Source organism: Pseudomonas sp. WC2 (genome assembly GCF_050586545.1).
GTDB lineage: Bacteria > Pseudomonadota > Gammaproteobacteria > Pseudomonadales > Pseudomonadaceae > Aquipseudomonas.
The window spans coordinates 92,005-114,649 of sequence record NZ_JBOBDR010000001.1; the positions used below are offsets into that span (position 1 = coordinate 92,005).

The 22,645-nt window shown below is 60.1% G+C and carries 20 protein-coding genes and 1 pseudogene; 14 read left to right on the forward strand and 7 right to left on the reverse strand.

Annotated features, from left to right (window positions below):
- Positions 1-21: 21 nt before the first annotated feature.
- From ACQ4OE_RS00415 to ACQ4OE_RS00465, 11 genes and pseudogenes are all read left to right on the forward strand, one after another.
- Complete coding sequence (locus ACQ4OE_RS00415) at positions 22-1,365, forward strand: aryl-sulfate sulfotransferase (RefSeq protein WP_430945290.1); 1,344 nt, start codon at positions 22-24, stop codon at positions 1,363-1,365.
- Positions 1,366-1,647: 282 nt separating this feature from the next.
- Positions 1,648-2,454 (forward strand): energy transducer TonB, encoded by an 807-nt coding sequence (locus ACQ4OE_RS00420; protein ID WP_430945291.1) that lies wholly within the window; start codon positions 1,648-1,650, stop codon positions 2,452-2,454.
- Between the two features lie 44 nt (positions 2,455-2,498).
- Positions 2,499-3,224: a MotA/TolQ/ExbB proton channel family protein gene (locus ACQ4OE_RS00425; RefSeq protein WP_122594065.1), complete on the forward strand. Its 726-nt coding sequence runs from the start codon at positions 2,499-2,501 to the stop codon at positions 3,222-3,224.
- Position 3,225: 1 nt separating this feature from the next.
- Positions 3,226-3,627 (forward strand): ExbD/TolR family protein, encoded by a 402-nt coding sequence (locus ACQ4OE_RS00430; RefSeq protein ID WP_003220570.1) that lies wholly within the window; start codon positions 3,226-3,228, stop codon positions 3,625-3,627.
- Between the two features lie 190 nt (positions 3,628-3,817).
- Positions 3,818-4,399: an alpha/beta hydrolase gene (locus ACQ4OE_RS00435; RefSeq protein ID WP_077570156.1), complete on the forward strand. Its 582-nt coding sequence runs from the start codon at positions 3,818-3,820 to the stop codon at positions 4,397-4,399.
- Positions 4,400-4,454: 55 nt separating this feature from the next.
- A complete protein-coding gene (locus tag ACQ4OE_RS00440) occupies positions 4,455-5,387 on the forward strand; it encodes a sigma 54-interacting transcriptional regulator (RefSeq protein WP_430945292.1) in 933 nt (310 codons plus the stop codon).
- 166 nt (positions 5,388-5,553) lie between these two features.
- On the forward strand, positions 5,554-6,351 hold the full coding sequence (locus ACQ4OE_RS00445) for a MetQ/NlpA family ABC transporter substrate-binding protein (protein ID WP_007918708.1): 798 nt from the start codon (positions 5,554-5,556) through the stop codon (positions 6,349-6,351).
- 583 nt (positions 6,352-6,934) lie between these two features.
- Positions 6,935-7,600, forward strand: a complete 666-nt coding sequence (locus ACQ4OE_RS00450; RefSeq protein WP_122594062.1) for an amino acid ABC transporter permease — start codon at positions 6,935-6,937, stop codon at positions 7,598-7,600.
- Positions 7,581-8,240: an amino acid ABC transporter permease gene (locus ACQ4OE_RS00455; RefSeq protein WP_430945293.1), complete on the forward strand. Its 660-nt coding sequence runs from the start codon at positions 7,581-7,583 to the stop codon at positions 8,238-8,240. Before ACQ4OE_RS00450 ends, ACQ4OE_RS00455 begins: the two co-directional genes overlap by 20 nt.
- The gene (locus ACQ4OE_RS00460) at positions 8,237-9,019 is read left to right on the forward strand and encodes an amino acid ABC transporter ATP-binding protein (RefSeq protein WP_122594061.1); all 783 of its coding nucleotides are present in this window, start codon (positions 8,237-8,239) and stop codon (positions 9,017-9,019) included. Before ACQ4OE_RS00455 ends, ACQ4OE_RS00460 begins: the two co-directional genes overlap by 4 nt.
- Positions 9,016-9,888 (forward strand): annotated as a pseudogene (locus ACQ4OE_RS00465) (transporter substrate-binding domain-containing protein). Before ACQ4OE_RS00460 ends, ACQ4OE_RS00465 begins: the two are co-directional and overlap by 4 nt.
- A 122-nt stretch (positions 9,889-10,010) precedes the next feature.
- Here the strand turns inward: ACQ4OE_RS00465 and ACQ4OE_RS00470 are convergent.
- Positions 10,011-11,171, reverse strand: a complete 1,161-nt coding sequence (locus ACQ4OE_RS00470) for an AAA family ATPase (protein WP_430945294.1) — start codon at positions 11,169-11,171, stop codon at positions 10,011-10,013.
- 137 nt (positions 11,172-11,308) lie between these two features.
- Between ACQ4OE_RS00470 and ACQ4OE_RS00475 the strand changes: the two genes are divergently transcribed.
- The 3 genes from ACQ4OE_RS00475 to ACQ4OE_RS00485 are packed head-to-tail and all read left to right on the forward strand — an operon-like array spanning position 11,309 to position 16,523.
- Positions 11,309-12,412 carry an efflux RND transporter periplasmic adaptor subunit gene (locus ACQ4OE_RS00475; protein WP_430945295.1) on the forward strand — a complete coding sequence of 368 codons (1,104 nt, stop codon included), beginning with the start codon at positions 11,309-11,311 and terminating at the stop codon, positions 12,410-12,412.
- Complete coding sequence (locus tag ACQ4OE_RS00480) at positions 12,409-13,473, forward strand: efflux RND transporter periplasmic adaptor subunit (RefSeq protein ID WP_430945296.1); 1,065 nt, start codon at positions 12,409-12,411, stop codon at positions 13,471-13,473. Before ACQ4OE_RS00475 ends, ACQ4OE_RS00480 begins: the two co-directional genes overlap by 4 nt.
- Positions 13,470-16,523 carry an efflux RND transporter permease subunit gene (locus ACQ4OE_RS00485; RefSeq protein WP_430945297.1) on the forward strand — a complete coding sequence of 1,018 codons (3,054 nt, stop codon included), beginning with the start codon at positions 13,470-13,472 and terminating at the stop codon, positions 16,521-16,523. Before ACQ4OE_RS00480 ends, ACQ4OE_RS00485 begins: the two co-directional genes overlap by 4 nt.
- 101 nt (positions 16,524-16,624) lie before the next feature.
- Here ACQ4OE_RS00485 and ACQ4OE_RS00490 read toward each other — a convergent pair whose 3' ends face one another.
- The 6 genes from ACQ4OE_RS00490 to ACQ4OE_RS00515 all read right to left on the reverse strand — a co-directional run bounded on the left by ACQ4OE_RS00490 (position 16,625) and on the right by ACQ4OE_RS00515 (position 22,638).
- Positions 16,625-17,254 (reverse strand): class I SAM-dependent methyltransferase, encoded by a 630-nt coding sequence (locus ACQ4OE_RS00490; protein ID WP_430945298.1) that lies wholly within the window; start codon positions 17,252-17,254, stop codon positions 16,625-16,627.
- 145 nt (positions 17,255-17,399) lie between these two features.
- Positions 17,400-18,044 carry a methionine ABC transporter permease gene (locus tag ACQ4OE_RS00495; protein WP_034151854.1) on the reverse strand — a complete coding sequence of 215 codons (645 nt, stop codon included), beginning with the start codon at positions 18,042-18,044 and terminating at the stop codon, positions 17,400-17,402.
- Entirely contained in the window at positions 18,034-19,155 is a 1,122-nt protein-coding gene (locus ACQ4OE_RS00500; protein WP_430945299.1) for a methionine ABC transporter ATP-binding protein, read from the reverse strand. Before ACQ4OE_RS00500 ends, ACQ4OE_RS00495 begins: the two co-directional genes overlap by 11 nt.
- Before the next feature lie 2 nt (positions 19,156-19,157).
- Positions 19,158-19,967 (reverse strand): MetQ/NlpA family ABC transporter substrate-binding protein, encoded by an 810-nt coding sequence (locus ACQ4OE_RS00505; RefSeq protein WP_430945300.1) that lies wholly within the window; start codon positions 19,965-19,967, stop codon positions 19,158-19,160.
- A gap of 119 nt (positions 19,968-20,086) precedes the next feature.
- On the reverse strand, positions 20,087-21,445 hold the full coding sequence (locus ACQ4OE_RS00510; protein ID WP_430945301.1) for an LLM class flavin-dependent oxidoreductase: 1,359 nt from the start codon (positions 21,443-21,445) through the stop codon (positions 20,087-20,089).
- On the reverse strand, positions 21,445-22,638 hold the full coding sequence (locus tag ACQ4OE_RS00515) for an SfnB family sulfur acquisition oxidoreductase (RefSeq protein WP_430945302.1): 1,194 nt from the start codon (positions 22,636-22,638) through the stop codon (positions 21,445-21,447). Before ACQ4OE_RS00515 ends, ACQ4OE_RS00510 begins: the two co-directional genes overlap by 1 nt.
- Positions 22,639-22,645: the final 7 nt, after the last annotated feature.

Genomic DNA, 22,645 nt, shown 5'->3' on the forward strand with positions numbered 1-22,645 from the left:
GGTCATTCAAGGAGCTGCATCATGTTGCCCATCAAAACCGCTTTACCGCTGTTGCTGTCCGGTGCGGTGTTCAGCGCTGGCGTCTTCGCTGCGCCCAGCGTTTACCCGACCGGCGTCACCCGTTACGACCCGGACAAAGCCTTCAATCAGTACGTGATTTTCAGCGGCGCCGACAAGCAGACGCACCTGATCGACATGAATGGCAACGAGGTCAAGAACTGGCCACAGGCAGGTTTCCCCTCAGCGATCATCGACCCGAAACTGGTCGGCGCTGAGCGCGGCCATGTGTTGCTGCAACTGAGTGACAAGGACCCCGGCAAACTCGGCTCCGCCGGCAATGGTCTGGGCAATCAAAGCGTCGGCGAGCTGGACTGGAACGGCAAAGTCGTCTGGCAATGGGGCGACAAGGCGCCCGGCGGCGCGGCTCAACAGCATCATGATCAGCGGCGCCTGAGCAACGGCAACACCGTGGTGCTGGCGAACAAGGTGCACAAGGTCAAAGGCTTCAAAGTGCCCGAGGTGATCGACGATGCCATTTATGAAGTCAGCCCCGACGGTGCGGTGAAATGGCAGTGGCTGGCGTCGGAACACCTCAACGAATTCGGCTTCACGCCGGAACAGTTGAAGCTGGTGCGCGCCAGTGAAGATGCGGATTACCTGCACATCAACAACCTCAGCGTGGTCGGCCCCAACAAGTGGTTCGACGCCGGTGATAAACGCTTCAATCCGGACAACCTGTTGTTCGATTCACGCAACGCCAACTTCATCGCGATCATCGAAAAAAGCAGCGGCAAAGTGGTTTGGCGCCTAGGCCCGAACCTGCCGTTGGCGAGCCCGAAAACCGCGCGCAACTTGCCGCGTCTGGTCGACCAGTTTGTCGGTCAGCATGACGCCCACATCATTCCCGCCGGGCTACCGGGCGCGGGCAATGTGCTGGTGTTCGATAACCAGGGTTCGGCGGGTTACCCGAACGTCACCCTTGGCCTGATTTCCGGTTCAAGAGTGCTGGAGATCGACCCGGTGAAAAACGAAATCGTCTGGCAGTACAGCGCAGCGAATTCGAAGCAGCCAGGCTGGGCGTTTTACAGCTCGTTCATCAGCAGCGCGCGACGTTTGCCCAACGGCAACACATTGATCGACGAAGGCATGAACGGACGGTTTTTCCAGGTCACGGCCAGCGGCGAAAACGTCTGGGAATACGTCAGCCCCTACCTCGGCAAGGCGCCGGGCAGCGATGTGGTCAGCAACTGGGTCTATCGCGCGCTGCCTGTGAGTTATGACTGGGTACCTGCCGGAACTCCACGTTCGGAAACGGCAGTCATTGCGCCTGCAATCGGCGTGCAGCAGACCAACGTCAGTCGTTAGTTGAGACGCGCATCGGCTCTTTGCCGATGCGTTGCGCGAATACTTTCAATGCCTGAAAAGCATGCTGTTTTCACCACACGGCTACAGCCCATATGGGCCGTGGCTTTGGCGAAATTGATCGGCACGTATATTCCATAAAAGCCTATGGATAACGTTAAAGATTACTTTCGGAGATAAGCGTCTAAGCCAATGATTCACCCATCGATCGCGGTGGGGGCTTCAACAAACGGCGAATCGACTGCTTGGTACAGAAACGCAAAAAAGACCGCAGGGAGTGAATCAATGGGCAATGTCCAGACCGCCGCCAGCGCAGGGGAATTGCTGTGGCGTCAGACGCCGAGTGGCGAATTGGTCGATCTCGGCCGGCCGCATCGTGTGCCGTTGGGGCAACTGCGTCTGCAGCGTGCGCCCAAAGGTATTCTGAGCCGCCGCGAAGCGATTCTGCTTGGCGTACTGGCGTTGCTGGCGCATGGCGCGGTGATCTACTGGATCAGTCAGAAACCGACGCCAGTGCTGCCGATCGTGCCGCCGGAAATTCCGCCGATGACCATCGAATTCTCGCGCCCGGCACCGCCCGCGCCGCCGGTTGTTGTGCCGCCGCCAGCGCCGGTGGTCGAGCCTCCGCCGCCGGTGGAAGACGAACTGGCGGTAAAACCGCCGCCGCCGAAGCCGATCCCGAAACCCAAACCGGTGGTTAAGCAGCCACCGAAACCGGCACCGAAAGCGGTCGAGCAACCCCCGGCGCCGCCACAACCGGCAGCCCCGGTTGCCGCGCCCGCGCCTCCTGCACCACCGGCGCCCGCTCCGGTAACCCCGGCCTCGGCCAACGCTGCGTACCTGAAAAACCCGGCGCCGGAATATCCGTCGCTGGCTCAGCGTCGCGGTTGGGAAGGCACGGTGTTGTTACGCGTGCATGTATTGGCCAGCGGTAAACCGGGCGAGATCCAGATCGCTAAAAGCAGTGGCCGGCAACAGCTCGACGACGCGGCGCTCAACGCCGTGAAACGTTGGAGTTTCGTCCCGGCCAAGCAGGGTGATGTCGCACAGGACGGCTGGGTCAGCGTGCCCATCGATTTCAAGATTCATTAAACCGAAACCAAATTCGCGCGAAACGTTTACACGAGGGAATCATCATGACGTTACTGGCATCTCCACTGGAATCCATCGAAAGCGCGGTGATCTGGCTGCTGGTGGTTTTTTCCGTCGCCACTTGGGGCCTGGCATTGCTCAAGGCTGTGCAGTTCGGGCGTCTGAAGGCGCAGGATCGCCGTTTTCATAAACGCTTCTGGGCAGCATCGAGTCTTGATGCCGCCGCTGAATTAAGCGAAACGCAACCCGGCGCAGCAGCTCGAGTCGCGCAGGCCGGTTACGCAGCGATTCAGGTGGGCGAGGCGCCACAGGCGAATGATTTGAGCCAGGCGATCAACCATCAGGATCGACTGGAGCGCGCCTTGCGCCAGCAGATCGTCCGCGAACGGCGTTCGCTGGAAACGGGTCTGGCAGTGGTCGCAAGTATTGGCAGTACGTCGCCGTTCATTGGTTTGTTCGGCACGGTGTGGGGAATCATGGAGGCGCTGAAGGGAATCAGCGCGGCCGGTTCGGCGAGCCTGGAAACAGTTGCCGGCCCGATCGGTGCGGCACTGGTTGCGACCGGCGTGGGGATTGCCGTCGCGGTGCCGGCAGTGCTGGTTTACAACTACTTTTTGCGTCGGTTGAAACTGACCGCAGCGGATCTGGACGACTTCGCCCACGACTTCTACAGCCTGGCGCAGAAGAGCTCGTTCCGCGTGCTGATCCACCCGACCGCGCAAAAAGTTGCAGCGCCGGGCAACGCGGCGAAAGTGAAGGAGGCGTCCTGATATGGCCTTCTCCACGCAAGACAGTGACGAGGTGCTCAGCGAGATCAACGTGACCCCGCTGGTGGACGTGATGCTGGTGCTGCTGGTGGTGTTTATCGTCACTGCACCGCTGCTGACCAACGCGATACCGATCAACCTGCCGAAGACCGAAGCGGTGGCGCCGGTCGAGCAAAAGGATCCGCTGGTGGTGAGCATCGATGGCGCCGGCAAGCTGTTTATCAACAAGGATGAGATTCAGCCGGACTTGCTGGAATTCAACCTGAAGTCGGCCAAGGCCAAAGACCCGGAAGTGCGCGTGCAGTTGCAGGCCGATGACGGGGTGAACTACGGCGAAGTGGCGCGAGCCATGGCTTCGATCGAGCGGGCGGGGATTACCAAGTTGTCGGTGATTACTGCGCGTTAACAGAATTTACGTTTTTCCGGGGCCGTCTCCTTGGCAGGGTGCGGCCCTTTTTTTATTCCGCGAACACCAACCCTACATAGATTTCTGTATATGCAATTAAGGTCTTAATAAATAGCTTCTTATTCCTTAGCGAATATAAATACCGTCCCTATACTCGTTACAGAACAGACACGACGCAGGAGAGCTCCCCATGCGCAACGAATCAATCCGCTACCTGATTGTGCCGGGCTGGCAAGGATCGCCAGAAGATCATTGGCAAAGCCACTGGCAGAACAGCCTGCCGAACAGTGCGCGGGTCGAGCAGGCCGATTGGCTGACGCCGCGTCGCGAGGACTGGGTCGCGGCCCTGGCGGAAGCGATCGCCGCCGACAGCACGCCGGTGATCCTGATCGCCCACAGCCTTGGCTGCGTGACCGTTGCCCATTGGGCGGCCACTGCGCCGCTGCAATACCTGCGGCAGGTGCGCGGGGCGTTGCTGGTCGCGCCGGCGGATGTCGAGCGTCCAGCCTGCGCACCGGCGCTACGCAATTTCGCGCCGATTCCGACTGACCTGCTGCCATTCCCGAGCCAGGTCGTCAGCTCCGACAACGACGCCGCCGTCAGCGCACCACGCGCGCTGGAACTGGCGCGCAACTGGGGCGCCGAGGCGGGGATTCTCGCTGGTGCCGGGCACATCAATGTGAAGTCTGGTCACCAACGTTGGGAGCAGGGTTTTGCTTACCTCTACCGCCTGCAAAATCGTATGGAGCACCACGCCCGTCGGCGCGCCTGATTTCTTTTTTCTTTGAACGCCCCCGTCTGCCGGCGGTTTTGGGCGGGAGTCTGCCATGAGTTTCGAAACGTTCGGTCAGCCGTTGCTGACCTTTCCCGATGCGGAAAAAAGCCCCCTGAGCATCCGCGCGAAAGCGCTGGTGTTCGTCGATCCGCGCTCGCGTCAGTTGCGCGAAGAGCTGGAGCAATTGGCCCCGCGTTCGACCTCGGTGTTGATCCGTGGCGAGACCGGCACCGGCAAGGAATTGCTCGCCCGGCATATCCATCGCGCCAGTGATCGCAGTGGTCTGTTCGTCTCGGTCAATTGCGGCGCGATCAGCCCAACGTACGCCGATGCCGAACTGTTCGGCTACGCCGCCGGCAGCTACAGCGGCTCGGCCAGTAGCCGCGCCGGCTGGTTCGGCTCGGCCAACGGCGGCACCTTGTACCTCGATGAGATCGGCGATTTGCCGCTGCCGATTCAGATCAAGTTGCTCGCTGCGCTGGAAAACCACGAAGTCACCCGCGTCGGCGCGCATCAGCCGAGCCCGGTAGATGTGCGTCTGGTAGCCGCGACCAGCATCGATCTGGCGCAAGCGGTAGACGCCGGGAAATTCCATGAGCGCCTTTATCACTATCTCAGCGAAGGCCATCTCGAGCTGCCGGCCTTGCGCGCGCGGATTGGCGACATCTTGTCGCTGGCCGAGTATTTCCTCGGGATTTACAGCCAGCGTCTTGATCTGCCGGTGCCTTTGATCAGCGAAGCGGCGCAACACCTGCTCGAACGCCACAGCTGGCCGGGCAACACCCGCGAGCTGGAAAACGTCATTCACTTTGCCCTGCTGGTCAGTACCGGCGACGAGATTTTGCCGGAGCACCTGAATCTGCCCGAAGCGTCTGGCCCGCAGCTTCAGATCGAACGACTGGTGGCGCAAATCAACATCGGCGGCAGCGTCAATGAACGTAAGGCATTGAAAGATTTGCTGATTCATTTGAGTGAGGCGTTGTAACCATTTTGTTCAACATGAACAAAATGGAATATGAAGCTGAATAAACGTTATTGTCCGGGAATAAAAAATCCCGGTATTGTCCGACCCACGCCAGCGATATCACTTCACTGGCACACGTATTAATGCCGTCGTCGATGACGACCGTGATTTTCGATAAGGACACTGCATGAAAAAGGTTCTGTTGTTTACCGCATTGGCGGCTGCTCTGACTGCTTCCCTGGCCAATGCCGGCGAGAAACTGGTGGTGGCTGCGACCCCGGTCCCGCACGCTGAAATCCTCGAGCTGATCAAACCGACCCTCGCCAAAGAAGGCGTGGATCTGGAAATCAAAGTCTTCACCGACTACGTTCAGCCGAACGTGCAAGTGGGCGAGAAGCGTCTGGACGCCAACTACTTCCAGACCCTGCCGTACCTGAACAGCTTCAACCAGGGCAAATACAAGGACGACAAATCCAAGTACCTGGTAACCGTGCAAGGCGTGCACGTTGAACCGTTCGGTGGTTACTCGAGCAAGTACAAAACTCTGGCTGAACTGCCGGACGGCGCGACCATCGCCATTCCGAACGAGGGCAGCAACAGCGGCCGTGCGCTGATCCTGCTGCAGAAGGCTGGCCTGATCGAGTTGAAAGACCCGAAAAACGCTCTGGCAACGCCGAAAGACATCGCCAAGAACCCGCACAACTTCAAGTTCAAAGAACTGGAATCGGCCCTGCTGCCACGCGTTCTGAAGGAAGTTGATCTGGACATGATCAACACCAACTACGCGCTGGAAGCCAAGCTGAACCCGCAGAAAGATGCGCTGGTGATTGAGGGCGCTGACTCGCCGTACGTGAACTTCCTGGTGGCCCGTGAGGACAACAAGAACAGCGACGCGATCCAGAAACTGGCCAAAGCGCTGACCAGCCCTGAAGTCAAAGCGTTCATCGAGAAGAAGTACAACGGCGCGGTACTGCCGGCGTTCTGATCTGACGCTTCCACCCCCTTCAAGGTGTGAAAACGCCGATGGCCAGTGATGGTCATCGGCGTTTTTGTGTGCGGCTGATTTATGGTTGATCGTTCCCACGCTCTGCGTGGGAACGCATCAATGGACGCTCCGCGTCCGCTTTTGGCAGCGACGCGTAGCGTCCCGGGCTGCATGCCCACGCGGAGCGTGGGCACGATCGGTACAGGCTTCAGGCCACTTGAGCCTTCAACGCCCGCCTCAACGCCACCAACAATTTCAAAATCTCCTGCGGATCCAGTCGCTGCGGTACTTTTACGTCCATGTTGTCTTCCTTGTTATGGGTTTGGCCGGGGGAGTCTGGCCAAAAGCTGTTCGTCCTTGGAGGGCTTTCTTGAAAAAAAGATCCTTCCTACAGCGCAAAGGAAAATAGCCTTCTTATTCCTTCCCGGCAAACCCACAAGATAGTTTTTTGGGTGATATCAATATGCTTTAACGGTATTTAAATTCTTGTTTTTATACCTATAAAGTCATCTCCTGCCGGACAGCCATCCGCTGTCCATGGACTGCATCACCGGCGCTTACCGAGCGTCGTTCAGGATGTTTCATGACTTTCGATTACGCATTTATCCTCAGCACCCTGCCGGCATTTCTAAAAGCCGTAGGCGTGACGCTGCAGGTCGGATTTATCGCCATTGGCACCTCGCTGCTGGTGGCGCTGCTCAACGCGACGATCCTGGTGTTCCGCACGCCGTACCTGCACAAGCTGGTGGGCCTCTACGTCGAGTTGGCGCGGAACACGCCGCTGCTGATCCAGTTGTTCTTCATCTACTTTGCCTTGCCGGCCGTGGGGATTCAGGTGTCCGGTTTCAGCGCCGCGATCATCACCATGACGTTCCTTGGCGGGGCCTATCTGACTGAAGTGCTGCGCGCCGGCGTCGATGCGGTGCCGCAGGCGCAACTGGAATCCGGTCGCTCCATCGGCCTGTCCCACGGCCAATTGCTGCGCTACGTGATCCTGCCGCAAGCGGGAATCCTCAGCCTGCCGTCGCTGTTCGCCAATTTCATTTTCCTGCTCAAGGAAACCACCGTGGTCTCGGCGGTGGCGGTGCCGGAAATCCTCTACACCACCAAGAGCTACATCGCGCTCTATTACAAAACCTACGAAATGCTCGCCGTGCTCACGCTGATCTGCGTGCTGTTGTTCTTGCCGCTGTCGCTGTTGCTCAGCCGTCTGGAAAGGAGGCTCCAGCATGGCCAGTTCGGGTCTTGAATTGCTCTGGGTGTCATTGCCGCAACTGGCAAAAGGCGCCGGACAAACCTTGTCGATCTCGTTTCTGAGCATCGCCATCAGCACCGTCGGCGGGGTGCTCTACGGTGTGTTGCGCACGCTCAACGTGACGTGGCTCAACGCGATTTTGCGGGTGTATCTGGAGCTGTTCCGGGCGATCCCGGTGCTGGTCTGGCTGTACCTGTTGTTCTTCGGTTTGCCGATTTTCTTCGGCCTGAGCATTCCGAGTTTCTGGTGCGCCGTGCTGGTGTTGTCACTGTGGGGCGCGAGTGAGGTCGGCGAAGTGGCGCGCGGTGCGCTGCATTCGTTGCCGCGCGGTCAGCGTGAAGCGGGGCTGTCGATGGGTCTTAACGCCGCACAACTGTATGGCTACGTGCTGCTGCCGCAAGCGCTGAAGCGCATGACGCCGCCGACCATCAACGTCTACACGCGGATCATCAAGACCAGTTCGCTGGCGGTGCTGATCGGTGTGGTCGATGTGATCAAGGTCGGCCAGCAGATCATCGAGCGCACCTACGAATCGGTGCTGATCTATGGCGCGCTGTTCCTGTTTTTCTTTTTCATCTGCTACCCGCTGTCGGCCGCCTCGCGCGTGCTGGAGCGGCGCTGGACGCAAGCATGAGTGCATTGATCGAGTTTCACGGCTTCAACAAATTCTATGGCGAGCAGCAGGTGCTCAACGGCATCGACCTGCAAGTACAGAGTGGCGAAGTGATCGTCATCCTCGGCCCCAGCGGCTGCGGCAAAAGCACCTTGCTGCGTTGCCTCAATGGCCTCGAAGTCGCCCACAGCGGCAGCCTGAAATTTGTCGGCCGTGAGCTGCTGGACAAGGCTACCGACTGGCGCGACATCCGCCAGCAGATCGGTATGGTCTTTCAGAGTTATCACTTGTTCCCGCACATGAGCGTGCTCGACAACCTGTTGCTCGGCCCGCTCAAGGTGCAGAAGCGCCAGCGTCGCGAAGCGCAACAGCAAGCCGAAGCGCTGCTTGAACGCGTAGGACTTCTGGACAAGCGCGATGCCTTCCCGCGTCAGCTCTCCGGTGGCCAGCAGCAACGCATCGCCATCGTCCGTTCGTTGTGCATGAACCCACGGGTGATGCTTTTCGACGAGGTCACTGCCGCCCTCGACCCGGAGATGGTCAAGGAAGTTTTACAGGTCATTCAGGGCCTCGCTCGGGAGGGCATGACCCTGTTGATCGTCACCCACGAAATGGCCTTCGCCCGCGCGGTGGCCGACCGCATCGTGTTCATGGATGCCGGGCGCATCCTGGAACAGACCCCACCCGAGATTTTCTTTACGAACCCGCAAACCGCACGCGCGCAGCAGTTTCTGGAGAAGTTCTCCTTCGTTGCAACACTGCCAAAAACGAATCCGACAAAGGAACTGGAACTGTTATGAAAACTGCCGCTTTTCTACTGCCCCTACTGAGCCTCGCCTTGCTTGCCGGTTGCAGCAAAACCGAAGAACTGCCAAAGCCGAAAGTCGCCAGCGAAAGCACCGCGCCGGCCGGTTATCTGGACAAGATCAAGGCCCGCGACAAACTGATCGTTGGCGTATTTACCGATAAGCCGCCATTCGGTTTCGTCGATGAAGCCGGGCGCTATGTCGGCTTCGATACCGACATCGGCCGGCGTTTCGCCAAGGATCTGCTCGGTGATGAAAACAAGGTCGAGTTCGTGGCGGTGGAGCCGGTGAGCCGCATCCCGTTCCTGCAAAGCGACAAGGTCGACCTGATCCTCGCCAACATGACCGTGACCCCCGAGCGCAAGGAAGCGGTGGAATTCACCAATCCGAACCTCAAGGTCGCGGTGCAGGCGCTGGTGCCGCAAAGCAGCTCGGTGAAAAACCTCGATGACCTGGCGACCCGCACGACCATCGTCACCACTGGCACTACAGCGGATATCTGGCTGACCAAGAATCACCCGGACTGGAAACTGCTGAAGTTCGAGAAGAACTCCGAGTCCCTGCAAGCCCTGGCCAATGGCCGTGGCGATGCCTACGCGCAAGATAATCTGGTGCTGTTCAGCTGGGCCAAGCAGAACCCGGGCTATCGCGTGCTGGAGGATAAACTCGGTGCCGAAGCGCCGATTGCGCCGGCGGTCAAGAAGGGCAATATCGAACTGCGTGACTGAGTGAATACCGAGCTGACCAAGCTGGGTGAGGAGAAATATCTGCTCAAGCTGTACGACCAATATGTGCGTAAAGAACTGAGCGATGACACCAAGCCTGAGAGTGTGATTGTCGAGGGTGGCAAGTGGCAGGGGTGATTGTCTGAACTGATCGTTCCCATGCTCCGCGTGGGAATGCCTCTGGGGACGCTCCGCGTCCAGTGACGCGGAGCGTCACGGGCTGCATTCCCACGCAGAGCGTGGGAACGATCAGTGGGCAGTCAATCCGGCCATTTCCACGCCGGCTCATCCAGCACCCGCTGCCCGACAATCCCGGTCTGCCCCAACGTCTTCTCCAACACGATGCAATTGCACTCCGGATCTTCCTGCAACGCTGAAATCAACCGCCGCGCATGGGACACCACCCACACCTGACACTGCTCCGACGCACGAATGATCAGCCGCGCCAACGCCGGCAGCAGATCCGGGTGCAGGCTGGTTTCCGGTTCGTTCAGCACCATCAGCGACGGCGGCCTCGGCGTCAGCAGCGCCGCGACCAGCAGCAGATAGCGCAACGTGCCGTCCGACAGTTCCGCCGCCGACAATGGCCGCAGCAACCCTTCCTGATAAAACTCGATGGCAAAGCGCCCGCCGCTCAGCGGCTCGATCCGCAGGCGTGCGCCGGGGAACGCATCGCTGATGGCGCCCTGCAAAGCCTCTGGATCGCCGATTTCAATGATGGTCTGCAACGCCGCCGCCAGATCTCGACCATCGTGGTGCAGGACCGGCGTGCGTGTGCCCAGTTGCGGTTGGCGCACCGGCGCATCGGCGTCGCTGCGAAAGTGATCATAGAAGCGCCAGCGCCGGATGAACTCGCGCATCTGGAACACTTCCGGTGAGTTGCGCAGGCTGCCGACCTGATCGAACAGGCTGTCGAAGTTCGGCGTGTATTGCGCCAGCACGTCCCAGTTGCGGCCTTCGCGGGCACGGATCATCGGGCCGTTGCGATCCACCAGCAGACTGGCCGGGCGATACAGTGGCCCGGCCCAGATGCATTCGCGTTTGATTTCCGGGTCGAGGGAGAAAAACGAGCGACTTGGCTCGGGCAAACCCAGGGCAATCGAATAACTGAAATCCTCGCCGGCGAACCCCAGGCGCAAGCGCTTCACGCCTTGGCGCACCGTCGGCTCGATCGCCACCTCGCCGTTGCGCATGCGCCGGCTGATGGTTTCCGGCCCGGCCCAGAAGGTCGAATCCAGCCCACCCTCACGGGCCAGCGCATTGACCACGCCGCCCTGCGCGGTTTCCGCCAGCAGGCGCAACGCTCGGTACAGATTGGACTTGCCGCTGCCGTTGGGGCCGGTGATCAGGTTCAGACGACCGAGCGGGATCACCAATTTGTTGATCGAACGGTAATTGGCCACCGCGAGAGTATTGAGCATGGAATTCCTTCTCTTCAGGCGCCCATTGTAGGTGCTGCCGCAGGGAAATATGGGCGACGAACGGGCGAACGTTGAACCCTGTTCTAAGCTCACAGTCGTATCGTCACTTGCACGTTCGTACACAGGAAGGAGTCTGCATGGCGAGTCCCGGTTTGAAAACAGCGGTCATGCTGAGTCTGTTCACCTTGGTGACCGCCTGCGGCGAGAAAAAAGCCCCTGAAGAATACTTGCCCAGGGTCTTCGTACAAGAAGTGAAACCCATGGATTACGCGGCCTCGGTGACGTTGACCGGTGACGTGCAGGCGCGCGTGCAGACCGAATTGTCGTTCCGCGTTGGCGGCAAGATCATCCAGCGCATGGTCGACGTCGGCGACCGCGTCACCGCCAAACAGGTGCTGGCGAAACTCGATCCCAAGGATTTGCAGACCAACGTCGACTCCGCTCAAGCCCAAGTGGTCGCCGAACAGGCGCGGGTGAGGCAGAGCGCAGCAGCGTTCGTCCGTCAGCAGAAACTCCTGCCCAAGGGCTACACCAGCCAAAGCGAATATGATTCCGCCCAAGCGGCGTTGCGCAGCAGCCAAAGCGCTTTAAGCGCGGCGCAGGCGCAACTGGCCAACGCCAAGGATCAACTCAGCTACACCTCGCTGATTGCCGACGCCCCGGGCGTCATTACTGAGCGTCAGGCCGAAGTCGGCCAGGTGGTCCAGGCCACCGCGCCGATTTTCAGTCTGGCCCGCGATGGCGACCGTGATGCGGTGTTCAACGTGTATGAATCGTTGCTCGCCGAGCGCCCCACGGACAACAGGATCACCGTCAGCCTGCTCGATAACCCCGAAGTCAAAACCACCGGCACCGTGCGCGAAGTCACCCCGGCGGTGTCGGCGCAATCCGGCACCGTGCAAGTCAAAGTCACCCTCGACAAACTGCCGCCGGGCATGCAGCTCGGCTCGGTGGTCAGCGCCACGGCGAAAGGCTCGGGCAAATCGGCAGTCGAGTTGCCATGGTCAGCACTGACGAAAAACATCAGCGATACCGCGGTGTGGATGGTCGACGACAAGGGCGAGGCGCAATTGCACAACGTCACGGTCGGCCGTTACCTGACCGGCAAAGTGATCATCAGCGAAGGTCTCAAGGGTGGTGAGAAAGTCATTGTTGCCGGTGGGCAGTTGTTGCACCCGGGGATGAAAGTCGAGATTGCCGAAAACACCTACAAGGATCTGCAACCGGGAGCGCAGCCATGAAGTCTCTGTGGTTGTTACCCGTCGCCGTATTGTTGGCCGCATGCTCGAAGAAAGAACCGCCGCCGGAGCCGGTACGCCCGGTGCTGTCAGTCAAAGTCGAAGCGCTCAACGAGGAAAACCTCGGCCGCTTTGCCGGCAGCATTCAGGCGCGCTACGAGAGCAACACCGGTTTCCGTGTCGGTGGACGCATCGCCAGCCGTAACGTCGATGTCGGCACCGAAGTCGAGAAGGGCACGTTGCTCGCCACACTCGATCCATCCGATCAGCAGAACCAGTTGCGTTCGGCCCAAGGCGATCTGGCGAGAGTCCAGGCGCAATTGATCAACGCGCAAGCTAACGCACGCCGCCAGCAGGCGCTGTTCGATCGCGGCGTTGGCGCGCAAGCCCAACTGGACATCGCCACGACCGATCTGAAAACCACCCAAGCCTCGCTCGATCAGGCGCGCGCGGCGGTCAATCAGAGCAAGGATCAACTCGGCTACACCGAATTGCGCTCCGATCACAAAGCCGTGGTCACCGCGTGGAACGCCGAGGCCGGGCAGGTCGTCACTGCCGGCCAACAAGTGGTGACTCTGGCGCAACCGGACATCAAGGAAGCGGTGATCGATCTGCCGGACACATTGGTTGATCAGATTCCTCGCGACGTGGTGTTCTCGGTGGCCGCACAACTCGACCCGAGCATCAACACCACAGCGGTCATCCGCGAAATCGAACCCCAGGCGCAAAGCGCGACCCGGACCCGCCGTGCGCGCCTGACCCTGGCCGAAACGCCGGACGGTTTCCGCCTCGGCACGGCGATCAGCGTGACCCTCAGCTCGGCGATCAAACCGCGCATCGAGTTGCCGGCGACGGCACTGCAGGAGGTCGACGGCAAATCACGTATCTGGGTCATCGACACGCAAAGCAAAACCGTCAACCCGCGCGATGTCAGCGTCATCAGCCGCACCGACAGCAGTGTGGTGCTGGCCGGTGGCGTGAAGAACGGCGAGCGTGTGGTCAGCGCCGGCGTCAACAGCCTCAAACCCGGACAATCCGTGAAACTTGACGAGGACAGTCAATGAAAGGCTCTTTCAACCTCTCCGAATGGGCCCTCAAGCATCAGTCATTCGTCTGGTATCTGATGTTCGTCGCGTTGCTGATGGGCGTGTTCTCGTACTTCAATCTGGGTCGCGAAGAAGATCCGTCGTTCACCATCAAGACCATGGTCATCCAGACCAAATGGCCGGGCGCGACTCAAGAGGAAACCCTCAAGCAGGTCACCGACCGCATCGAGAAAAAACTCGAAGAACTCGATTCCCTCGACTACGTGAAAAGCTACACGCGCCCCGGCGAATCGACGGTGTACGTGTACCTGCGCGACACCACCAGTGCCAAGGACATCCCGGAAATCTGGTACCAGGTGCGCAAGAAGATCGATGACATTCGCGGACAGTTCCCCCAAGGCATTCAGGGGCCGGGATTCAACGATGAGTTCGGTGATGTGTTCGGTTCGGTGTATGCGTTTACGGCTGACGGACTGACCATGCGTCAGCTGCGCGACTATGTCGAACAGGCGCGCGCCGAGATCCGCAATGTGCCGGGGCTGGGCAAGATCGAGATGGTCGGCCAGCAAGACGAAGTGATCTACCTGAACTTCTCCACGCGCAAACTGGCCGCCTTGGGCATCGATCAGCGTCAGGTGGTGGACAGTCTGCAATCGCAAAACGCTGTGACCCCGGCAGGGGTGATCGAGGCCGGCCCGGAGCGGATTTCCGTGCGCACCTCCGGGCAGTTCGCCTCGGAAAAGGATCTGGCCGAGGTCAACCTCAAGCTCAATGACCGCTTCTATCGACTGGCCGATATCGCCGAAATCAGCCGTGGTTACGTTGATCCAGCGACGCCGGAATTCCGCTTCGACGGCAAACCGGCCATCGGCTTGGCGATTGCCATGCAGAAGGGCGGCAACGTCCAGGAATTCGGCAAGGCCTTGCATGCGCGCATCGACCAACTCACCGCGGACTTGCCGGTAGGCGTCGGTGTGCACACGGTGTCCGATCAGGCCGTGGTGGTTGAAGAAGCCGTCGGCGGCTTCACCAGCGCGCTGTTCGAAGCGGTGATCATCGTGTTGGTCGTGAGCTTCATCAGCCTCGGCGTGCGCGCCGGTCTGGTGGTGGCGTGCTCGATTCCGCTGGTGCTGGCGATGGTCTTTGTATTCATGGAATACAGCGGCATCACCATGCAGCGGATTTCCCTCGGCGCACTGATCATCGCCCTCGGCCTGCTGGTCGATGACGCGATGATTACCGTGGAGATGATGGTCACGCGCCTGGAAATGGGCGAGACCCGCGAGCAGGCCGCGACGTTCGCCTATACCTCGACGGCGTTCCCGATGCTCACCGGCACACTGGTGACGGTGGCCGGTTTCGTGCCTATCGGCCTCAATGCCAGCTCCGCCGGTGAGTACACCTTCACCCTGTTCGCGGTGATCGCGGTGGCGATGCTGGTGTCGTGGGTGGTGGCGGTGTTCTTTGCGCCGGTGATCGGCGTGCACATCCTCAGCGCCAACGTGAAACCCCATGAAGCCGAGCCGGGTCGGGTCGGTCGCGCGTTCAATGGCGGGCTGTTGTGGGCGATGCGCAATCGCTGGTGGGCGATCGGCATCACCGTGCTGCTGTTTGCCCTGTCGATTTTTTGCATGCGCTTCGTGCAGAACCAGTTCTTCCCGGCGTCGGATCGCCCGGAAATTCTCGTCGACCTCAACCTGCCGCAGAACGCCTCCATCGATGAAACCCGCAAAGCGGTCGACAAACTCGAAGCAACGCTCAAGGGTGATGCGGACATCGTGCGCTGGAGCACTTACATCGGTCAGGGCGCGATCCGTTTCTACCTGCCCCTCGACCAGCAATTGCAAAACCCGTACTACGCGCAACTGGTGATCGTCAGCAAGGATTTCGAGGCCCGTGAGGCCTTGACCCAACGATTGCGCGAGCGACTGCACAAGGACTTCGTCGGTATCGGCAGTTATGTGCAGGCGCTGGAAATGGGCCCGCCGGTGGGGCGCCCGATCCAATATCGGATCAGCGGCAAGGACATCGATCAGGTGCGCAAGCATGCCATCGACCTGGCCACCGAACTGGACAAGAACTCGCACATCGGCGAGATCATTTACGACTGGAACGAGCCGGGCAAAGTCCTGCGCATCGACATTGCTCAGGACAAAGCGCGGCAACTCGGGCTGTCGTCCGAAGACGTGGCGAACCTGATGAACAGCATTGTCAGTGGCTCGCCGTTGACTCAGGTCGATGACGATATCTACCTGATCAACGTGGTCGGTCGCGCAGTGGACTCCGAGCGCGGTACGCCGGAAACCCTGCAAAACCTGCAGATCGTCACGCCGAGCGGCACGTCGATCCCATTGCTCGCATTCGCCACGGTTCGGTATGAACTGGAGCAACCGTTGGTGTGGCGTCGCGACCGTTTGCCGACCATCACCATCAAGGCTTCGGTGCGCGACGAGATCCAGCCGACCGATCTGGTGAAACTCCTCAAGCCGTCCATCGACGCCTTCGCTGAAAAACTGCCGGTCGGCTACAAAGTCGCCACTGGCGGTACGGTCGAGGAAAGCGGCAAGGCCCAAGGGCCGATTGCCAAGGTCTTGCCGTTGATGCTGTTCCTGATGGCGACCTTCCTGATGATCCAGTTGCACAGCGTGCAGAAGATGTTCCTGGTGGCGAGTGTCGCGCCGCTGGGGCTGATCGGCGTGGTGCTGGCGCTGGTGCCGACGGGTACACCGATGGGCTTCGTGGCGATTCTGGGGATTCTCGCGCTGATCGGCATCATCATCCGCAACTCGGTGATTCTGGTGACGCAGATCGATGAGTTCGAGAAGAAGGGTTATGCGCCGTGGGACGCGGTGGTCGAGGCGACCGAGCACCGGCGCCGGCCGATCCTGCTGACCGCAGCGGCGGCGAGCATGGGCATGATCCCGATTGCCCGGGAAGTGTTCTGGGGGCCGATGGCCTACGCGATGATTGGCGGGATTGTGGTGGCGACGCTGCTGACGCTGCTGTTCCTGCCGGCGCTGTATGTGGCCTGGTACAAGATTCGCGAACCGCAAAAAGAAGCGCAGTAAAAAGCGCGCGCTTCGCGCTCATCGCCAGCAGGGCTAGCTCCCACAGTTGCAATGCATTCTCCTGTGGGAGCTAGCCCTGCTAGCGATAGCGTCGTAATGGACTACGTCGATTTACGCCAGACACTCGCCAACCAAGGCTGCTGCTCCCGAGGCAGTCCCGCCGGCCGGAAGTAATGCTCCAGCTCGACAAACCCTGCCGCGGTCAACAACCCTTGCCACGCCGCCAGATCGTGATACGAGCCATACCGCGGCCCGTTCCAGCCTTCACGGTTATCCCCGCGCGGATTCGAACTGAACAACACCCCACCGGGCTTCAACGCGCCGTACAGTTGCTTGAGCACCCGTGGCAACTCCTGCAACGGCACATGAAACAGCACCGCGTTGGCGAAGATCCCGTCGAAGCGTTCCGCTGGCATATCCAGTTTCAGAAAATCCTGCTGTAGCACTTCGCAGCCACTGTCCTCACGGGCCATTCGGGCAAATTCCTGCGAACCGTCGAGGCCGACCGCGATGTGGCCCATGCGCGTGAACGTCTGCAAATCCCGGCCCGGGCCGCAGCCGAAATCGAGAATCGTGAACGGCGCCGCGCCCTGAATATGTCGAAGCAACGCATCGATGTTCTGACTGACATCGTGATCGCGAGTGCCTTCACGGAAGTCTTCGGCGACCGAGTTGTAGTGGCCGAGGGTGGTGGCGGTGATCTGTTCGAGGTCGGTCGGGGTTTGCTTCATGGTCGAGGGCTGCACGGCATCTAAGATGAGCCGAATATACGCCATTCGCGAGCAGGCTCGCTCCCACAGGGGAACGCATTCCAAATGTGGGAGCGAGCCTGCTCGCGAAAGCGGTTTCAGAGGCGCGGCATGAATCCGGATGAGCTCAGCGCTTGTTGAGCCCCCGCGCCAACCGATCCCCACCCAACTGAATCACCGCCACCAACGCCACCAGCAACACAATCACCGTCAACATGATCTGGCTGTCAAAGCGCTGATACCCGTAGCGATAGGCGATATCCCCCAACCCGCCCGCACCAATCGCCCCGGCCATCGCCGACGAATTGATCATCGTCACCAACGTGATGGTGAAACCCCCGACAATCCCCGGCAGCGCCTCCGGCAACAACACATGCCAGACAATGTGCCAACGCCGGCAACCCATCGCCTGCGCGGCTTCGATCAAGCCATGATCAACCTCGCGCAAACTCACTTCAGCAATCCGCGCAAAGAACGGCGTCGCCGCAATCGTCAGCGGAACCACGGCGGCCCAAACCCCATACGTGGTGCCGACAATCAACCGGGTAAACGGAATCAGCGCGACCATCAGAATCAGAAACGGGATCGAGCGGAAGAGGTTCACGAACGCACCCAAAGCACGGTTCAACACTGGCGCTTCGTAGATCCCGCCCTTGTCACTGGTGACCAAAATCACCGCCATGGGAATCCCCACCAGCAACGCGATCAACGATGACACGCCGACCATCAGAAACGTGTCGATAAAGCCCTGCAACAAACGATCAAACCACATAACCCAATACCTCCACCCGTTGCGCCCATGGCGCGGCGCGTTCGCGCAGTTGCTCGGCGCTGAACGAAGAGGCGCTGACGGCCAATAGCAGTTGCCCCAGCGCATGCCCCTGAATCCGTTCGACGCCGCCCTGCAGCAACTTCACCCGGCCACCGAGAGCGGTAAACAGCGCGGCCAGATCCGGCTCATCGCTGGAACTGCCGGTGAACTGCAAACGCAGCACCACGGCGGCATCGGAGGAGGGCGCGTGCGTGTGCAAGCGGCTCTGCAATTCTTCCGGCAACGCATGTTGCAGCGGCGCGAGCAAAGTCTGGCTGACCTCGTGCTGCGGATTGCCGAACACTTCCCACACCGGGCCTTGCTCGACGACGCGGCCATGCTCCAGCACCACGACGCGATCGCAGATTTCGCGGATCACCGCCATCTCGTGGGTGATGAGCACGATGGTCAGGCCCAGGCGCTGGTTGATCTCGCGCAGCAGGCCGAGGATCGACTGAGTGGTCTCCGGATCGAGCGCCGAAGTCGCTTCGTCGCAGAGCAGGATATCCGGATCATGCACCAGCGCGCGGGCGATGCCGACACGCTGTTTCTGTCCGCCGGACAGCTGCGCCGGATAGGCCTTGTGTTTTTCTTGCAGGCCGACCAGTTCGAGCAATTCGCGAACCTTTTTCTCGCGCTGCTCTTTCGGCACGCCCGCCACTTTCAGCGGCAATTCGACGTTCTGCCAAACCGTCTTGGCCGACATCAGATTGAAGTGCTGAAAGATCATGCCGATCCGTCGGCGCAGCGCCACGAGGCGGTCTTCATCGAACTCGCCAATGTCGACTTGATCGATCAACACCCGTCCAGATGTCGGCTGCTCCAGACGATTGATCGTGCGGATCAGCGACGATTTGCCGGCGCCGCTGCGGCCGATGATGCCAAATACTTCGCCGCGTTGGATCGCCAGGTCGATGCCTTGCAACGCGGCGACCGGGCCCTGGCGACCGTTGTAGGTTTTACCCAGGCCGATGAAGCGCACGTGGGCGCGATTCAGCTCAGGGTGCAATTCGGTACGTTCAGCATTGTTTGGCTCTGGAATATCCAGTCGCCGTTGGATCGCCGCGGTCATGCTCAGCTTTCCCAGCCGGCTTGATACAGCTTGCCGTGGGCCTTATCCAGCGCCGCGCGAACCACTGGCGAATGCTGGTAGATGTCGACGAATTTGATCAGGCGCGGATCGGTTTTGCTCTTCGGCTGGATGACGAACTGGATCACGTATTCCTTGTGATCGAGACCGTCGAACAGCAGCGCGGAACCGGCATCGAAAGTCTTCGCCAGTCGGATATAGGCCGGATAACCCTGCACCAGATCGGCATCGTCATAGGCCCGTACCAGTTGCACGGCCTCGACCTGGAGGATTTTGATTTTCTTCGGGTTGGCGACGATGTCGTCTTCGGTGGCCTTGTAGCCGACGCCCGGTTTCAGCGTGATCAAACCGGCCTTGGCCAGCAGTTGCAGACCGCGACCGCTGTTGATCGGGTCGTTGGCGATGGCGACGCTGGCGCCCTCTGGCAGCTCATCGAAGCTTTTGTATTTTTTCGAGTAGAGACCGACGTTGTTGATGATCCCCGGCGCGAATGGCACCAGATCAAAACCGGCAGCGGCTTTGGCGTTTTCGAGGAACGGGATGTGCTGGAAGTAGTTCACGTCGATGTCGCCGGCGGCGAGGCTGACGTTTGGCGCGATCCAGTCGGTGAACTCCACCAGTTCGACCTTCAGGCCTTGTTTTGAGGCCTCTTCGACGGCGGCTTCCAGCGGGATGGCGAAGGCGGCGGTGGTGCCGATTTTCAACGGGGCGTCGGCGGCGAAGACCGCCGAGCTGAACAGGCCGAGGGCCAGGGCCAGTGCTTTGACTGGGTGGGACAGGGGTTTCTTGGTCATGATGGGTTTTCCAGTCAGTGCATAAATGTTTGGTGTCTGGTCGTGCCTCTTCGCGAGCAGGCTCGCTCCCACAAGGGAAATGCATTCCAAAGGTGGGAGCGAGCCTGCTCGCGAAGCTTTTAATGCCGGTACGAAGATCCGGTGTGTTGCTCCGGTAGCTGCGCCTCACCGTGAAACAGCTTCTCGCGCAAGCTGCCGTGGTCGTACGCGGTCTTGTACGACCCGCGCCGCTGCAGCTCCGGAATCACCAGATCAATGAAATCGACATAGCTTTCCGGCGTAACAATGCGGGTCAGGTTGAAACCGTCCAGGCCGGTCTCAGCGATCCACGATTCCAGCTCATCCGCCACTTGCTCCGGCGAACCGACCACGGTGATGTAGCGGCCACCGAGGGCGTGCTGGTCGAGCAATTTGCGTCGCGTCCAGTCGTTGTTCTGCAGGTTTTTCGTCGCCGATTGAATGGCGTTGCTCTTCACGTACTGGATCGGTTCGTCGATTTCGTACTGGGAGAAGTCGATGCCGGTCGAGGCGGAAAAATGCGCCACGCCGGCCTCGGCACTCGCGTAACTCAAGTACTCGGCGTGCTTGGCCCACGCGGCTTGTTCGGTCGCGCCGACGATCACGTTGAGGCCCATGAACACCTTGATGTCTTCAGGATTGCGCCCGGCCTCGACGGCGCTGGCGCGCACCTTGTCGACCTGAACCTTGGTCGACGGCTTGTTCTGGCCGCTGATGAACACGCACTCGGCGTGACGCCCGGCGAACAGCAAACCGCGATCGGAACTGCCGGCCTGAAACAACACCGGCGTGCGCTGCGGTGACGGCTCGCAGAGGTGATAACCCTCGACCTGATAGAACTCGCCCTTGTGCTCGACCTTGTGCACTTTCTCCGGGTTGGCGTAGATACGTTGCTCGCGGTCGTTGAGCACCGCGCCTTTTTCCCAGCTGCCTTCCCAGAGTTTGTAGAGCACTTCTAGGTACTCATCGGCCTGATCGTAGCGGCGGTCATGTTCGACTTGTTCACTGAGACCCATGGCTTTCGCAGCACTGTCGAGGTAACCGGTGACGATGTTCCAGCCGACACGGCCACGGCTCAGATGATCGAGCGTCGACATGCGGCGGGCGAACAGATACGGCGGTTCGTAGGTGAGGTTGGCGGTGAGGCCGAAGCCGAGGTTTTTGGTCACCGCAGCCATCGCCGATACCAGCAGCAACGGATCGTTGACCGGCAACTGGATCGACTCTTTCAGCGTGACGTCGACCGAGTTCTGATAGACGTCATACACGCCGACGATGTCGGCGATGAACAGTCCGTCGAACAGCCCGCGCTCCAGCAACTGCGCCAACTCGGTCCAGTATTCGATGGTGTTGTAGTGGGTCGAGGTGTCCCTCGGATGCGTCCACAAACCGTGGTTGATGTGGCCGATGCAGTTCATGTTGAACGCGTTGAGCAGGATCTTCTTTTTCGCAGCGCTCATCAGATGGTGCCCCGCAGTGGCGGCTTTTCATCGTTGAGGTAGTAATTCCCCACCGCGTGATATTTCCACCGCACCGGATCGTGCAGGGTGTGCACGCGGGCGTTGCGCCAGTGACGGTCGAGGCCGTGCTCAATCAGTGTGGCCTGACTCCCCGCCAGTTCGAACAGCGTGCTGCCGGCGGCCAAGGAAATTTCAGTGCTGATCGCCCGTGCTTCGGCGACGGCAATCGAAGCGGCGGCCACGGTGTGTGCGTTGGTCCCGGCTTGCGCCGCGTCGAGGAATTCGCCAGCGCGTTCGAGCAAGGCTTCGGTGGCGTGCAGACGAATGCTCAAGTGGCCGAAGCTCTTCAGCGTCAACGGGTCTTCGGTGGCTTTGTCGTTGCCGGAATCGATCCAAGGGCGCGTCTTGCTGCGCACGAAGTGCAGTGCGTCTTCGTAAGCGGCGCGGGCGATGCCGGTGTCGATGGCGGCGTGAAGAATTTGCGCCAACGGGCCAACGGTGGTTGGGCGTTCGAAGGCGCTTTGAAACGGGATCACGTCTTCAGCAGCGACGTAGACGTCTTCGAATACCACCGAACCGCTGCCGGTGGTGCGCTGGCCGAAACCACTCCAGTCATCGATCACGCTCAGGCCTTTGCTGTCGCGTGGGACGAAGGCCAGTTGCTGCACGCCGCTTTCATCGACAACCGAAGTCGGAATGCGTTGGGCGTAAATCGCACCAGTCGAATAGAACTTGCGACCGTTGATGCGATAACCGTCGCCGTCACGTTTGAGGCTGGTGACGCGGTCGTGAGCAGTTTTTGTGCCCAGTTCCGCCAGCGCATTACCGAAGCGTTGGCCGGCGAGCACTTCGGCGTACAGCCGTTGTTTTTGCGCGTGACTGCCGTTCACGCGCAGCACTTCCAGTGCATAGAAATGGTTCTGCGGAATCTGCCCGAGCGAGCCGTCGGCCTGAGCGATCAGGGCGATGACTTTGGCCAGCGTTACGTTGGACACGCCAGCGCCGCCGTATTCCTTGGGCACGCTGATGCCCCACAAGCCCGAGCGGGAAAATACGTCGAGTTCCGGCAGTGGCAGGCGACGTTCACGGTCGCGGACTGCGCTGTCGCGTTTGAAATCTTCGGCCAGGTCGCTGGCGACGATCAGGGCTTGCTCATCGCTGGTAATGACCGCGACGTGATGGGAAAAAGTCATAGGTTTC